This window comes from Bordetella bronchiseptica (assembly GCF_900636925.1).
Taxonomy (GTDB): Bacteria; Pseudomonadota; Gammaproteobacteria; order Burkholderiales; family Burkholderiaceae_B; genus Bordetella; species Bordetella pertussis.
Map to the genome: position 1 here is coordinate 232,673 of NZ_LR134326.1, position 14,966 is coordinate 247,638.

Annotated in this window: 13 protein-coding genes; 4 read left to right on the forward strand and 9 right to left on the reverse strand. The window is 68.1% G+C overall.

Annotated elements, in window-relative coordinates:
• Positions 1-17: 17 nt before the first annotated feature.
• Complete coding sequence (locus tag EL288_RS01095) at positions 18-1,238, forward strand: Rieske 2Fe-2S domain-containing protein (protein ID WP_231844138.1); 1,221 nt, start codon at positions 18-20, stop codon at positions 1,236-1,238.
• Entirely contained in the window at positions 1,235-2,206 is a 972-nt protein-coding gene (locus EL288_RS01100; RefSeq protein WP_003815651.1) for a PDR/VanB family oxidoreductase, read from the forward strand. Before EL288_RS01095 ends, EL288_RS01100 begins: the two co-directional genes overlap by 4 nt.
• A 72-nt stretch (positions 2,207-2,278) precedes the next feature.
• Here EL288_RS01100 and EL288_RS01105 read toward each other — a convergent pair whose 3' ends face one another.
• The 8 genes from EL288_RS01105 to fabG form a co-directional block, all read right to left on the reverse strand.
• Positions 2,279-3,178 carry an alpha/beta fold hydrolase gene (locus EL288_RS01105; RefSeq protein ID WP_126621881.1) on the reverse strand — a complete coding sequence of 300 codons (900 nt, stop codon included), beginning with the start codon at positions 3,176-3,178 and terminating at the stop codon, positions 2,279-2,281.
• Positions 3,166-4,137, reverse strand: coding sequence for a VOC family protein (locus EL288_RS01110; protein ID WP_225665494.1), 972 nt, complete (start codon positions 4,135-4,137; stop codon positions 3,166-3,168). The genes EL288_RS01105 and EL288_RS01110 overlap by 13 nt, the downstream gene beginning before the upstream one ends.
• A gap of 146 nt (positions 4,138-4,283) precedes the next feature.
• Positions 4,284-5,153 carry an IclR family transcriptional regulator gene (locus tag EL288_RS01115; protein WP_003815643.1) on the reverse strand — a complete coding sequence of 290 codons (870 nt, stop codon included), beginning with the start codon at positions 5,151-5,153 and terminating at the stop codon, positions 4,284-4,286.
• A gap of 55 nt (positions 5,154-5,208) precedes the next feature.
• The gene (locus EL288_RS01120; protein ID WP_010927195.1) at positions 5,209-6,354 is read right to left on the reverse strand and encodes a CaiB/BaiF CoA transferase family protein; all 1,146 of its coding nucleotides are present in this window, start codon (positions 6,352-6,354) and stop codon (positions 5,209-5,211) included.
• Positions 6,355-6,382: 28 nt separating this feature from the next.
• A complete protein-coding gene (locus EL288_RS01125; RefSeq protein ID WP_033458627.1) occupies positions 6,383-7,246 on the reverse strand; it encodes a MaoC/PaaZ C-terminal domain-containing protein in 864 nt (287 codons plus the stop codon).
• A gap of 32 nt (positions 7,247-7,278) precedes the next feature.
• Positions 7,279-8,532: a thiolase family protein gene (locus EL288_RS01130; protein ID WP_003815636.1), complete on the reverse strand. Its 1,254-nt coding sequence runs from the start codon at positions 8,530-8,532 to the stop codon at positions 7,279-7,281.
• Between the two features lie 32 nt (positions 8,533-8,564).
• Positions 8,565-9,761, reverse strand: a complete 1,197-nt coding sequence (locus tag EL288_RS01135) for a CaiB/BaiF CoA transferase family protein (RefSeq protein WP_010927193.1) — start codon at positions 9,759-9,761, stop codon at positions 8,565-8,567.
• Positions 9,762-9,786: 25 nt separating this feature from the next.
• Complete coding sequence (gene fabG / locus EL288_RS01140; RefSeq protein WP_010927192.1) at positions 9,787-10,533, reverse strand: 3-oxoacyl-ACP reductase FabG; 747 nt, start codon at positions 10,531-10,533, stop codon at positions 9,787-9,789.
• Between the two features lie 203 nt (positions 10,534-10,736).
• Between fabG and EL288_RS01145 the strand changes: the two genes are divergently transcribed.
• On the forward strand, positions 10,737-11,222 hold the full coding sequence (locus EL288_RS01145; protein WP_003815630.1) for a MaoC family dehydratase: 486 nt from the start codon (positions 10,737-10,739) through the stop codon (positions 11,220-11,222).
• A gap of 41 nt (positions 11,223-11,263) precedes the next feature.
• On the forward strand, positions 11,264-12,241 hold the full coding sequence (locus EL288_RS01150) for a Bug family tripartite tricarboxylate transporter substrate binding protein (RefSeq protein ID WP_003815629.1): 978 nt from the start codon (positions 11,264-11,266) through the stop codon (positions 12,239-12,241).
• 72 nt (positions 12,242-12,313) lie between these two features.
• Here the strand turns inward: EL288_RS01150 and EL288_RS01155 are convergent, their stop codons facing one another.
• Positions 12,314-14,578 carry a TonB-dependent receptor domain-containing protein gene (locus EL288_RS01155; protein WP_003815626.1) on the reverse strand — a complete coding sequence of 755 codons (2,265 nt, stop codon included), beginning with the start codon at positions 14,576-14,578 and terminating at the stop codon, positions 12,314-12,316.
• Positions 14,579-14,966 lie beyond the last annotated feature (388 nt).

Consider the following 14,966-nt stretch of genomic DNA (forward strand, 5'->3'; position numbering starts at 1 on the left):
CATTATGGTTGCCCGCTGTGTTGTCCTCCCAGCTGCCCGAAGGCAGCCGCGCGCCGGTGCGGCTGCGCCTGCTGGGCGAAGACTTGATCGCGTTTCGCGACGGCAGCGGCCAGGTCGGTATCACCCATGCGCACTGCCTGCACCGGGGCGCGCCGCTGTTTTTCGGCAAGGTCGAGGAGCGCGGCATCCGCTGCTCCTATCACGGCTGGCTGTACGGCCGCGATGGCCAGTGCCTGGAAATGCCCAGCGAGAAGAATTCCAACCTGTGCCAGAAAATGCACCTGCCTGCCTATCAGGCGCAGGAGAAGGCCGGCATCGTCTGGATCTACATGGGCGCCGGGCCGGCGCCCGAGTTGCCGCGGTTTCCCTGGATCGACCTGCCGGAGAAGCAGCGCCTGGCCAGCGTCTGGGTGCAGGAAACCAACTGGATGCAGGGCGCCGAAGGCGAGATCGACAGCTCGCACGTATCGACGCTGCACAAGTCGGACCAGGGCGTGGCATCCGACCGCGTGCACCGCACCTACACCTACAAGGATCCCAGGCCGGAACTGAACGTCGAGGAAACGCCCATCGGGTTCATGTCGATCGCGCGGCGCCGCGCCGACGAGCGCTTCTACTGGCGCGTCACGCAATGGATGGCGCCCATGTTCTCGGTCATCCCCAGCGCGGCCTGGCCCATCGGCGGCCGGGCCTGGGTGCCGATCGACGACGAGAACACCTATTGCTGGGATTTCAACTACGTGCTGGACGGGGAGCTGCCGCAGGCGTTCCTGGAATTCGTCGAGCGCGGCATTTCCTTTCCGCCCGAGTATCGCTACGGCCCGTTCGAGCTCAACAGCGGCTCCATCATCGACACCTGGGCGCCGATCCGCAATCGGCGCAACGATTACCTGGTCAACCGGGAAGCGCAGAAGGGCACGTCCACCACGGGCATCCATGGCGTCAACGACCAGGACCGCGCCATGCAGGAAGGCATGGGACGCATCGCCGACCGGACCAAGGAGAAACTGGTCAGCGCCGACCTGGCGATCGTGATGGCGCGCCGCAAGGTGCTGGACTTCATGGCCAGCCCGGAGGCGCTGCAGAAGTTCCGCGCGCTGGTGCGCGACGGTACGGTCTTCTCGATGGCGCCCGTCGATACGGTGGCCGACACGCGCGAGCTGGCGGACTTCCTGAAGAGCCTGAGCTATCCCGCCGTGCCCGACGCCGAGGCGATGCAGGAGCAAGTGCCCCAATGAACGCGCGTCTGGCGGTGCGTATCGCGGGCAAGCATGCCGGGGCGCGCGACGTCTGCGTGCTGGAGCTCGAAAGCCTGGACGGCGAGCCCTTGCCGGCCTATGCGCCGGGCGCCCACGTCGATGTCCATGTCGGCAACGGCATCAGCCGGCAGTATTCGCTGTGCCGCTACGGCGGCCCGGCGGCGCGCTACCAGATCGCGGTGCTGCGCGAACCCGCCTCGCGCGGGGGATCGCAGGCGGTGCACGATGCGCTGGACGTGGGCGATGTGATCGAGATCGGCGCGCCGCGCAACCTGTTTGCGCTGGCCGATGCCGATGGCCCGTCGCTGTTGCTGGCGGGCGGCATCGGCATCACGCCCATCTTGTGCATGGCCGAGTCGCTGGCCGCGCGCGGCGGACGGTTCGCGCTGCATTATTGCGGCCGTTCGCGCGAGCGGATGGCGTTCCTGGACCGGCTGCAGGCTCCCGGCCTGGCGGCGCGCGCGCACATCCACACCGACGACGGCCCGCCGGCGCAGCGGCTGGATATCGCGCAGGTGCTGGCGCGCCAGGAACCCGGCGCGCACCTGTACGTGTGCGGCCCGGGCGGGTTCATCGAAGCCGTGATCGCGCAGGCGCGCGAGCAGGGCTGGGACGACGCCCGCATCCACTACGAGCGCTTTTCCAATCCGCCAGGCAGCGATGCCGCCGTGGCGGGGGACGAAGGGTTCGAAGTGCAGCTGTCCTCGTCCGGCGAGGTGTTCGCGGTCGGCAAGGACGAGAGCGTGGTGCAGGCGCTGGCGCGCCATGGCGTATTCGTCGAGACGTCGTGCGAGCAGGGCATCTGCGGCACCTGCCTGCTGCGCGTGCTGGAAGGCGAGCCGGACCATCGCGACATGTACCTGTCCGACGACGAGAAGCGCAGGAACGACCAGTTCCTGCCGTGCTGCTCGCGGGCGCGCAGCAAGCGGCTGGTGCTGGGCTTGTAGCGGACCGTCGCGCCGTCGCCAGGCACACAGGCCGGCATGCACCAGCCTGTGTGCCTGGTTGCGGCGGCGCGTTCAGGGGCGGCCGTGCTCGTCGAGGAAGGCCAGCGCCAGGCGGTTGAACGCGTCGGCGTGTTCCGTCTGCGGCCAGTGGCCGCACTGGGTGAGGAAGACGAACTGCCCGCGGCTGAGGTGCTGCATCGCTTCGATGCCGATTTCGCAGGGCAGGCTGCGGTCCTGCACTCCCCATACCAGCAGGGTCGGGGTATCGAGCTGCCGGCCGAGCACGTCGGCGCGCTCGAATTCGCGCGAGGCGCCGGCCCGCGCCTTGTATGCATTCCAGCGCTCGCCCGCCAGCATGTCCAGGCGCAGCCGCACGATATCTTCGGTGACCTGCGCGGGCTGGTTGAAGGTGTTCATGCACAGCGCCTGGATGCTCTCGAACGTGGGTTCGATCGAGCCGAGGCGGCCGCGGTGCGCCAGCAGCCGGTCGTTGGCGGCCGCCGGCGGATCGAAATAGGGAAACGGCGCCGCCAGGATCAGCGAGCGCGCCCGCGGGGCGGCGGCGGGCCGGCGCAGGGCGTACAGGCTGCACAGCAGGCCGCCGATGGAGTTGCCGGCCAGGTGCACGGCGTCCGGCGCCAGGGCCTGCAGGGTGGCGACCAGGTGCTGGTAGCGGAAGTCGATGCCGTGGTCGGCGGGCTGGCTGCTGTATCCGAAGCCCGGCTGGTCATAGGCGATCACGTCGTAGCCGGCCGCCGCCAGCACCGCGAAATTGCGGAACCAGTTGAGTTCGGCCGATGCGCCCGGCGCGCCGCCATGCACCAGCACGATGGCGGGCTGGCCCGGCCGCGGGCGGGCGCACGAGCGATAGTAGGCGGTCCGTATGCCGAGTATGTCGGCGTACTGGCGGGTGGCGTAGGCGGTCAGGTTCACCGGCTGCGCGCCGCCGGCCGGCGCGTTCACACGATCCACAGGGCCTGCTCCCGGTCGAGGTGGCGCCAGGCGGCGTGGTCGGCGGCGTGGTCGACGAAGAACTGCAGCAGCAGGCCGTCCGGATCGGTGATGTACACCGCCGTGCGCAAGGGGTGCTCGATGAGGCGCTCCACCTGGCCGCCCTGCTCGCGCCAGCGTTGCGCCGCCTGCAGCAGTTCGCCGGCGTCGGCGACTTCCAGGCCCACGTGATGGTAGCCGGGGCTCAGTTGGCCGCGCGCCTGCACCAGCGCGACGTCGCGCCGGCCGCACCGGCCGCCCAGCAGCGCGTAGCCGTCGCCCTGCGCCTGCAGCGCCAGCCCTATCCGGCGGGTGTAGAAAGCGATGCTTTCGCGCAGGTCGGCCACCACCAGCGTGGCATGCTGCGTGCGCAAGGGATGGAACGCCGCATGCGCGACCTGGCGCAATTGCGGTTCGGCATGGTAGTTGCGATGCGGGTTGGGAGGCGTCTTGCCCGGCCACCATGCGGGTTTGGGCTTGGTGACCTCGCCGGTGCGCGCGGTGCGCCATTCGCGCACGACGTCGGCGTACAGTTCGCACGAGTTGCCGTCCGGGTCGGAGCAATAGGCCGAGTGCGCGATGTCATGGTCCAGGGTGCGCTCGAACGCCAGGCCGTCCTGGCGCGACCGTTCGTAGCCCTCGACCAGCGCGACTTCGGTTTCCAGCTCGAACGCGAGGTGGTTCAGGCCCGGCGGACGGCCCTTGCCCGAAGGGCCCGAGCTTTGCACCATGCCTATGTCGTGGTGCGTGTTGCCGTTGCTGAGAAAGCCGCCGCCGATGGCCGGCACGCGATAGACCTCTTCGAAGCCGACGACGTCCTGGTAGAAGCGCATCGATGCGTCGGTGTCACGGACGATGAGATTGACGTGGCCCAGGCGGCGGGGCGAAAAATAGGGGGCGTCGACGGTGCTCGCGCCCGCGTCTTGCGACAGCTCTTGCATGCTGACAACCTTTAGGACTGATTGAAAAAAGGCGATTGGGTCAGCAAGCAATCTAGGCTTGCAAGGGGACAGCGACAAACGATTTTATTGCACGCCATGCTTGAGCACAGCGCAAGCGCTATGCGGCGCCCGGCCGGGCGCCGGGCTCAGGCCTCGTCGGGCACGCTCATGGCCTTGCGGATTTTCTCGGCCACTTCGACCAGCTGCGGCCCGTAGACTTCGGTCAGTTCGCGTTCGGGCAGCAGGTAGGCCGCGCCGCCCAGGTTCATGCCGTACAGGCTGCCGTCGGACAGCCGCAGCGCGGTGCCCGCGCCGTGGATGTAGCTTTGCCATTCGCCCAGCGAAGTGCAGAAGCCGTCGCGCTCCATGTCGCGCATGGCTTTCTGCACGCCCACCAGCACCGTCTGCCAGTCCGCGCCGAACTGGGGCCGCAATTCCTCCAGCAGGCGTTCGCGCTCGGCCTCTTCCATGCAGGCGAGATAGGCGCGGCCCATGGCCGTGGTGGCCACCGGGATGCGCGAGCCGTTGAACAGCCGCAGGCCGATCAGGCCCGATCCCTCGCAGGTCTCGATGTAGAGCATCATGCGCTTGTGCAGGATGCCCAGGCCGACGTTGCCGTTGGTGCTGTCGGCCAGCTGCTGCATCAGCGGCGCGGCAACCTTGCGGATATTGCGGCGCGCCATCGCCACCTGCCCCAGCGCCAGGGTGCTGCTGCCCAGCTCGTAGTTCTCCTGGCGCGGGTTGAACTCCAGGTAGCCCAGCCGGCACAGGGTGTACGCCAGGCGCGAGACCGTGGCCGCCGGCATGCCGGTGCGCTCGGACAGTTCGCGGTTGCCCAGCGGGCCTTCGCGCGGCCGGAACGCCTTGAGGATGTCCAGGCCACGGGCCAGGGCAACGACGAACTGCCGATCGGTGCTGTCTTTGAGGTCGTCGCGCACGACCGCCGCGCCGGCGGAGGGCGTCTGCATCGGTTTGCGGCGCCGGTTGCCCTGGACGGTGGGATCTGTCTTGCTCATGGGGGTTCCCGAATCGTTGGCGTAGGAGTCTAGCAGAGGCCCGGCGGCGGTCCGCCTAGCGGGCCGCGCCGATGGCGGCGCTGTTTTTCCAGCGCGCGATGTCGGCGGCGGACATTCCCCACTCGCCCAGGCACTGTTCGAACCGGCTGTTCGCGGGTTCGGGCGGGCGCGGCGTGGCCAGCGGGGTGGCGCCAAAGCGCGGCGCGGGGGCGGGCTGCACCACGCCATCGATGTCCAGGAAGGTGGCGCGCGCCTGGTTGTGCGGATGCGAGGGGGCCTCGGCGATCGACAGCACGGGGGCGACGCAGGCGTCGGTGCCGTCGAAGCATTCGCACCATTGCGCCTGGGTGCGGGTGGCGATGCGTGCGGCGATGGCCTCGCGCAGGGCATCCCAGTCGGCGCGCTGGTCGCCGGCCGGCGCGTCCAGGTCCAGCTTCTCGAAGAAGATCCTGCGAAAGCGCGCTTCGATCGGCGCGATGGAGAGGTACTTGCCGTCGGCGCAGCGGTACACGTCGTAGTACGGCGCGCCCGAGTCCAGCACGTTGGTGCCCCGCTCGGCGTTGAACAGGCCGGCGGCGGCCATGCCGAAGAACGGCGTCATGAGCGAGGCGGCCCCGTCCACCATGGCGGCGTCGACGACCTGGCCCTTGCCCGTGCCGCGCGCGGCGAAGACGGCGGCCAGCACGCCCATGGCCAGGTACAGGGCGCCGCCGCCGAAATCGCCCACCAGGTTCAGCGGCGGGGTGGGCGGCTGGCCTTTCCTGCCGATGGCGTCCAGCGCGCCGGTCATGGCGATGTAGTTCAGGTCATGCCCGGCCATGGCGGCGTAGGGGCCGGTCTGCCCCCAGCCCGTCATGCGCCCATATACCAGCCGGGGGTTCTTCCGCAGGCAGGCGTCCGGGCCGAACCCCATGCGTTCCATGGTGCCGGGGCGGAACCCTTCGAGCAGCACGTCGGCCGATTCGAGCAGCGCCTGCGCGAACTGCGCGCCCTCGGGCGCCTTGAGGTCGACGCTGATGCCGGGCCGGTTGCGCAGCAGCAGGTTGTACTTGAGCGGACGCTCCACGCCCAGGTCGGCGGAGGGTTGCTGCCGCTCCAGCCGTATGACCGTCGCGCCCATGTCGGCCAGCAGCATGGCGCACATCGGCGCCGGGCCGATCGCCGGAAACTCCACCACTTTCAGTCCTGCCAGGGGACCCATCGCATTCTCCTCGTTTGCCGCCGGCGGATCAGGCCGCCAGCGTGGCTTGTCCATTGTTGAGCACCACAGTACCGCGTTCCAGCGCGCTGGTGCGAAAGATTGCGTTGCCGTCGTCCTGCAGCCAGATTTCCGTGCGCAGGGTCTCGCCGGGGAAGACCGGCGCGGAAAAGCGCGCGTTCATGCCGGTGAGCCGGCGCGGATCGTGGCCGCAGGCGGCCTGCAGCAGCGCCCGGCCGGCCAGGCCGAAGGTGCACAGGCCATGCAGGATGGGGCGCTCGAAGCCGGCCTGCGACGCCAGGTCCGGGTCGACGTGCAAGGGGTTGTAGTCGCCCGAGAGCCGATAGATCAGGGCCGCCTGCGGCAGCGTGGCGATATCCTCGACGCGGTCCGGTGCGCGCTCGGGCATCGCCGCCGCGCGGTGCGGCGGCGCGGGCGGCCCGCCGAACCCGCCGTCGCCGCGCAGCACGGACGTGGCGAACAGGCTGCACAGCAGCTCGTCGGTGCCCGCGTCGACCACGTCGCGCCGCGCATGGACCACGGCGCCCTTCTCGGGCCCACGGTCGTAGACCTCGGTGACCCGCGTGCGGCCGATGACCGTGCCGGCCACCGGCAACGGCCGGTACAGGGCCATGCCCTGCTCGCCGTGCAGCATCCTGCGCCATTGCAGGCCGAGCGCGGGGTCGCGCATCCACAGTCCGGGGTAGCCCAGGATCACCGCCATGGTCGGCAGCGCGAGCAGGTCGCGTTCGAAGGCGAAGCGCAGTGTCTGCGGCGCCAGCGGGTCGTCGCCGATTCCGACCCCCAGCGCATACAGCATGGTGTCGCGTGCGGTATAGGTATGGCGGACGTCGGGAATCGTCCAGTTCAACAGCTGGTCGCGGTCTATGGCCATCGGTGTGCGGCTCCTGGTTCGGCGTGGCGGATTCAGTGGCGCGACGGCGCTTCGAAGATGCCGACCACGCAGGCGGCCTCCTCCAGCCCGTAGAAGCCGCCGCCGTTCTCGGTCATGCCCAGGCGCGGGTTGCCCGGTACCTGCCGCTGGCCGGCCTCGCCGCGCAGCTGGGTCACGACCTCGTGGACCTGGATCGCGCCGGTGGCGCCGATGGGGTGTCCCTTGGAAAGCAGGCCGCCGGAGACGTTCAGGGGCAGGCGCCCGCCCAGGCGCGTGGCGCCGCTTTCGACCAGCGCGCCGCCGTCGCCGTAGTCGCAGAAGCCGCAATTCTCCGTATGCAGGATTTCGGCGATGGCCGACGCATCGTGCAGTTCCGCCAGCGAGATGTCCTGCGGTCCCACGCCGGCCACTTCGTAGGCGCGCAGCGCGGCGACCCGCGTCAGGTGGCGCTCGACCTGGTCGGCGCTGCGCTGCGAGCCGCTGCTGACGGCCAGGCCGCGGATGCGCACCGCGCGGCGGGCGTCCAGCCGCTTGAGCGCCCTTTCGGACACCACCACCAGCGCGGCCGCGCCGTCGCTCATCGGCGCGCACATCGAGCGGGTCATGGGCCAGGCCACCAGCTTGTCGGCCAGCACTTCCTCCACCGTCATGGGCGTGCGGTACTGCGCCAGCGGGTTGAACTGCGAATGCCAATGGTTCTTGGCGGCGACCGCGGCGATCTGGCGCTGCGTGGTGCCGAAGGTCTTCATGTGAAAGCGCGCCTGGGCGGCGTAGATGTCCATGAAGACCGAGCGCTCGCCGGTGTCGGCCAGGGCCTCGGGCGGCAGGTCCATGCCTTCGCCCATGGCCAGCAGCGCCTGCATGTGCTGCTCGGCCAGGTCGCGGTCCCAGCTGCCCTTGAAGGCTTCGAACATCTCCTTGCGCTTTTCGGGGTAGTTCATCTTCTCGGCGCCCACCACCAGGGCCACGTCGTACAGGCCGGCCTTGACGGCCGCGTGGGCCTGCATCAGGCCCGAGCTGGAGCTGGCGCAGGCGTTGTCGGTATTGAAGATGGCGATGCCCTCGAAGCCGTAGGCGCGCAGCGAGCATTGCCCGCGCACGCCGTGCTGGCCTTCCAGCGCGCCCTGGCGCGTATTGCAGAACCAGGCCGCCTGCACGGCGTCCTTGCCGATGCCGGCGTCCTGCAGGGCCTGGTCTATCGCCATGGCGGACAGCTGCTTGACGCTCAGTGTCAGGTGCTTGGCCAGGGGCGTCATGCCGATGCCCGCGATGTACGTCTCGCTCATTGTTCTTTCTCTCCGTGGTTCGGGGGGCGGGCTCAGGAAATCTTGATGGTTCCGCGCTGGCGCATCGCCTCGATCTGCGCCTCGCTGTATCCCAGGTCGTCGAGGATGGCGCGGGTGTGCTCGCCATGCGCCGGCGCCGGCGCGTCGGCGAAATTGCGCTGGCCGTTGAACTTGACCGGCTGGCCGACCGTGCGCATGGGGCCGTAGCGCTCGCTGTCGACCTCGGCCACGATGCCGCTGGCGATCGTGTGCGGGTGGGCGAGCGCGTCGGCGAAGGAGTTGATCTGCGCGCACGGGATGCCGTTTTCCACCAGCAGGTCCTGCCAGTGGGAGGCGTCGTGCCGGGCCAGCACGGCGTTGAGCCGCTGCGCGACCAGTTCGCGGTGCGCCACGCGCCGGGCGTTGATGTCGAAGCGCGGGTCGTCCTTCATGTCGGCCAGTTGCAGCACGTCGCACAGCTTGCGCCACAGCGCCTCGCTGGCCACGCCGATGAGGATCTGCTTGTCGCGCGCCTGGTAGGCCTCGTAGGGGCACAGCGACTCGTGCGCGCAGCCGAAGCGCTGCGGCTCGGTGCCGCGCTCCCAGAAACTCTGGAACATATAGCCCAGGTAGAAGATGCCGGTGTCGAACAGCGAGGCCTCGATATGGCAGCCCTCGCCGGTGCGGTCGCGGTTCATGAGCGCGGCGAGGATGGCGCTGGTGGCCTGCATGCCGGTGCCCTGGTCGATCGGCGAGAACGGCGCGCGCACCGGGCCGCTGCCCTGCTCGCCCATGATCGAGCACATGCCCACGAAGGCCTGCAGGATCATGTCGTAGCCCTTGCCGTGCGCCAGCGGGCCGCTGCGGCCATAGCCGGAGATGCTGCAATAGACCAGGCGCGGGTTGATGGCGTTCAGGGTGTCGTAGTCGATCCGCAGCCGTTCGGCCACGCCCGGGCCGAAGCTCTCGACGACCACGTCGGCCTGCTCGACCAGTTGCCGTATGACGGCGCGCGCGTCATCGGACTTCAGGTCCAGCGCGATGCTGCGCTTGGCGCGATTGGCGTACAGGAACACCGCGCCTTCGCCTTCCCTGAAAGGCGGCCAGCCGCGCGTGTCGTCGCCGCTGTCGCACGATTCGACCTTGGTCACTTCCGCGCCCAGGTCCTGCAGGGCCTGGGTGCAGATAGGGCCGGCCAGCACTTTGCTGAAGTCCAGGATGCGGATGCCGGCCAGGGGTTTGATGGACATATCGGGGTTTCCTCTCGATGCGGCGTCAGTAGCGCCCGCCGGTGACATGGACGACGTCCCCGGTCACGTAGCCGGCCGGTTCCGAGGCGAGGAAGGTGACGACGCTGGCCACATCGTCGGGGTGGCCGATGCGCGGGATGGGCGTGGTGGCCTTGGCCGCGTCGCGGATTTTCTCGTAGTGCGGCAGGCGCTTGACCGCTTCGGTATCGATGATGCCGGGGGCGACGGCGTTGACCGTGACATTGAAGCGGCCGTGTTCCAGCGCCATGGCGCGCGTGAAGCCGATCAGCCCGGCCTTGGCGGCGGAGTAGTTGGCCTGCCCGGCGTTGCCGAGGTGGGCGCGCGAGGAAATGTTGATGATCCTGCCCCAGTTCTTCTCGGCGAAATGGCGCACCGCTTCGCGAGTGCACAGAAACGCGCCCTTCAGGATGACGTCGACCACGCTGTCCCAGTCCTGCATGCCCATCTTGGCGATGCGCATGTCGCGCGTGAAGCCGGCGTTGTTGACCAGGATATCGACGCCGCCGAACCAGGTGGCGGCCTGATCGTACAGCGTGCGCACCGAGGCTTCGTCGGTGACGTCCACCTGGCATGCCTGGGCGCTGGCGCCCTCGCCCGCGAGGGCGGCCGCCTGGGCCTGGGCGGCCTCCAGGTTGATGTCGGCCACGACCACCGCCACGCCCTCGCGGGCCAGGTGCGCGCATATCGATGCGCCGATGCCGCTGCCGCCGCCGGTCACGATGGCGACCTTGCCTTTCAGACCCAGATCCATGCTTGCCTCCAGTGCGGTCCTGATTTGAACCATTTATGCAGAAATTGTTTTCGCAATATATATGAAGTTGCTGTTCCGGCACAATGCCTTCGGTAGTTTATTGAGCGTTTACCCTGAATATGCCACTGAGGATAATTGCGAAAACAATTTCCGTAATGTACATTGGCGCAACTTGCAACCCGCTGGAAAGGAGGCGAACGCCGATGAGTACCCCTGGTTTTGACCCCACCGCGCACCAGATGTGCGAGCAACGCTACTTCGAGGATTTCGAGGTGGGCGAGCGCTTCGTCCTGCCCTCGCGCACCATGACCGATGCCCTGTTCGCGGCGTTCCAGCTGGCCAGCGGCGACAACCATCCCATCCATTACGACGTCGAGTACTGCCGCGCATACGGCATGCCCCACATGCTGGCGCATGGCTTCCAGGTGGTGATCCAGACGGCGGCCGGCGCGGGCCTGTTTCCGCACATGACCGAGGCTTCGATGAAAGGCTTCATCGAGCAGAGTTCGCGTTTCGTCGGCCCCGTCTTCGTGGGCGACACGCTGTATTGCTCGCTCGAGATCGTCGAGCTCAAGCCCGGCCGCACGACCGGCACCGTGCGCATGAAGACGCTGGTGGTGAACCAGAAAGGCGAGACCGTGATGGAAGGGTCGCAGACCTATTTGCTGAAGAAGCGCCGGCCCGAATAACGGTGCACGCACGGACATACCGGTACAAGGAGAGAGACGACATGAAGCAATCCGTAGTGCGCCTGATCGGCGCGGCGATCATCCTCGCGGCCCCCCTGGCGGGGGCCGCGGCCAACGACGCCTATCCCCACAAACCGATCGCGCTGCAGCTGGGCTTTCCCCCGGGCCAGGCCACCGACACGGTGGCGCGCATGCTGGCCGAGCGCGCGGCGGCCAGGCTGGGCCAGCCCGTGATCGTGGAGAACAAGCCCGGGCAGGGCGGCAGCGTGCTGCTGTCCTCGTTCGTGCGCCAGGCGCCGGACGGCTATACGCTGACCATCGCCGCCACCGGCGCGGCCGTCACCAACCACTTCCTGTACAAGACGGTGAACTACAAGACGCCGGACGACTTCACGCCGGTCGGCCTGGTGGCGGACCTGCCGCTGGTGCTGGTGGCGCGTCCGGGCATGCCGTTCAAGGACGTCGCCGGCCTGGTGGCCTACGCCAGGCAGCATCCCGGCAAGCTGAACTACGCCAGCCCCGGCACCGGCACCTCGTCCAACCTGGCGATGGAAACGCTCAAGCACCAGAACGGCCTGCGCATCGAGCACATTCCCTACCAGGGCAGCGCGCGCGCCATGACGGACCTGCTGGCCGGCCAGGTGGACATCGCGTTCGACACGGTGCCGGCCGTGCAGGCGTTCGTCAGTTCGGGCAAGCTGAAGGCGCTGGCCATCGGCTCCGAGGACCGCCTCAAGCTGTTCCCGGACGTGCCCACCATGAAGGAAAGCGGCTTTGGCACCGTCCCGGCGCACGTCTGGATCGGCTTCCTGCTGCCCAAGGGCGCGCAGCCCGCGGTGGTGGAGAAGCTGAACAGCGTGTTCAACGCCGTGCTGCAGGAAAAGGAAGTGACCGAGAAGCTGGAGAACCTCGGGGTGGTGGCGCATACGACCACGCCGCAAGGGTTCGAGGCCATGCTGCGCGAGGAGCTGCCGCGCTGGGGCGCCATCGTCAAGGACGCCGGCCTGCAACCGCAGTAGGGCGCGCCGGCGCCGACAAGGAAAAGCCGGCTTGCGCCGGCTTTTCCTTTGCGGTTGCCCGCTTTCGCGGGATCAGAACGTAATGTTCGCCGACACCCACAGGCGGCGGCCTTCCAGCACCTGGCGGTACGAGTTGCTCCACGAGGTGGCGGCCGTGGGGGCGCTGGTGCCGACCTTGGTGGGGCCGTAGTCGACGAAGTTCTTGTCGAACAGGTTGTACACCGAGGCCGACAGCGTCACGTTCTTGTTCAGCACGTACGAGCCGCCCAGGCTGGCCAGCCAGTACGGGCTGTAGAACACCTGCTCCTTTTCCCAGTTCATGTCGTTGAACTGCTTGGCCCGGTACTCGCCGCGCACCCAGGCGTTGAAGCGTTCGTTGACGCGCCAGTTCAGGCCCAGGTTCAGGCTGTGGCGCGGCTGCGAGCCCAGCGGCTGGCCCTGCTTGGCGCCGGAGGTGATTTCGCTGGCGGTCAGGGTGTAGTTGCCGCTGAAGGACCAGCCTTCGAACAGCGGGATGCGCCCGCCCAGCTCGAAGCCCTGGATGGTGGCGGTATCCACGTTTACGCGTTGCGAGAAGTTGGCCACCGGCACGCCGTTGCGCTCCCACACGCCCAGGTCCAGGCACCCCGGCACGGGGCCGCCGGCGGCCAGGCAGTTGGGCACGTTCTGGGTGTCGATCTTGTCCTTGAACTTGGTGTGAAAGCCGGTCAGGTTGCCCGTCAGGCCTTCGCCGTCGTCGAACAGCACGCCGAGTTCGGACGAGGTGCTGGATTCCGGCTTGAGCTGCGAGTTGCCCAGCAGCGGCATGGTGCCTTGCGCGCCCAGGCCGATGATGCCGTCGGTCATGAGGTTGATGTCCGGCGTCTTGTAGCCCTTGCTGACGCCGCCCTTGACGGTCCAGGCCGGCGTGGCGTTCCAGACCAGGTAGCCGCGCGGGCTCCACTTGCCGCCGAACTGCTCGTTGCGGTCATAGCGCGCGCCCATGGTCAGGGCCAGGTCGTCGACGATGCGCCATTCGTCTTCGGCGAACAGGGCCCACTGGTACTGGCGCAGGTTCAGGGGCGCGCTCACCAGGGTGTCCTTGAACTTCTGCTCGCGCCACTGGCCGCCCATCGTGAGGTTGTGGCGGTCATTGAACAGGGGCATGGTCCACTTGGTGTCGAACACCCAGTTCTCGTATTCCAGTTCGCGCTTTTCCCCATCGCTCGGCTGGCGCGGCGTGCTCATGGGGTTGGTGCGGCCGATGGTCTCGGTGGTGTCGTACAGCAGGCTGGTGTCGGAGCTGATCGCGCCGTCGTAGCGGCCCAGGTGGGTCAGGGCGTAGCGCTGGCGATTGAACTTCATCTCGGGCTCATAGCCGCCGCCCTGGCGGTTGGGCGCCACGTCGGCGTTGAGGGTGCCGAGTTCGCCGTTGGCGTTGTCGAAGGTCTGCCAGTTGGCGTCGACGTCGAACAGGATGTCGTGGTTGCGGTTGGGCGTGAGCGCCAGGCGCAGGCCGACGTTGCGCTGCAGGCTGTCGCCCAGGCCGCTGAAGCTGGCGATGTCGCCGGAGTAGTCGCCGCTGTCGTATTCGGCCTGGTTGGCCGGGTAGCTGCCGTGCGCGCTCAGGCGACGGTACAGGCCGCCGCGCAGCGACAGGCCCAGCTTGTCGGTCTGCAGCGGGCCGCTCAGGTAGAACGACGAGCCGTAGTTGTTGCCGTAGCGGTTGTCGCCCTGGGCGGTGCCGTCCAGCGTGACCTGGCCGGTCCATTCCCTGGCGACCTTGCGGGTGATGATGTTGATCACGCCGCCCATGGCGTCCGAGCCATACAGGGTGGACATGGGGCCGCGCACGACTTCGATGCGGTCGATGGCGGACATGGGCGGGATGAAGTTGGTGTCCACGTCGCCGAAGCCGTTGGGGCGGGCGCCCGAGCTGTTCTGGCTCAGGCGCTTGCCGTCGACCAGCACCAGGGTGTAGTCGCTGGGCAGGCCGCGGATGCTGATGTTCATGCCGCCCGCCTTGCCGCCGCGTTCGACGCTGACGCCTTCGACGTCGGCGACCGCGTCGGCCAGGTTGTGGAAGGGCTTGCTTTCGAGCTGCTCACGGGTGATGACGGAGATCGAGGCCGGCGCGTTCTTGATTTCCTGCTCGAACCCGGAGGCGGTCACGACCACGGTGTCCATCTGCGTGATGCCCAGGGTGTCTTCCTGCGGGCTGGCGGTCTGGGCCTGGGCGGCGCCGAGCGCGGCGATCGCCAGGGCCAGCGGCGCGTGGCGCAGGATCGGCCGGCGTCTGGATGCGTGCGTGGAATGCTGCGCTCCCCCGGAGCGTTGATTGCTTTTCTGTTCTGACATGGGAATCGAAGGAAAGACCGCGCGGCTGCCGCGGTAACGGTTTGCAAGGAATGACAATGCTATTCATTCCTATTCTTCTATTCAACTAAACGTCAGAATTAATTCAGGAAAAGTTCAGTTTTGGGGGCCTGGAGGGGATTTATTGCAGCTTGAATACAACACGAAGGCGTCCGAATCCCGGCAATTGGCGGGAATTCGGCGGTTGATGCGGGAAGGAACGCGGGGTGCGGGGGGGCGTGGGGTGCGGGGGGTGCGTGGGGTGCGTGGGGTGCCTGTCCCCGCGGGGACAGGCACCTCGTTGCTCAGGCACCTCGTTGCTCAGGCACCTCGTTGCTCAGGCACCTCGTTGCTCAGGCACCTCGTTGCTCAGGCACCTCGTTGCCACCGC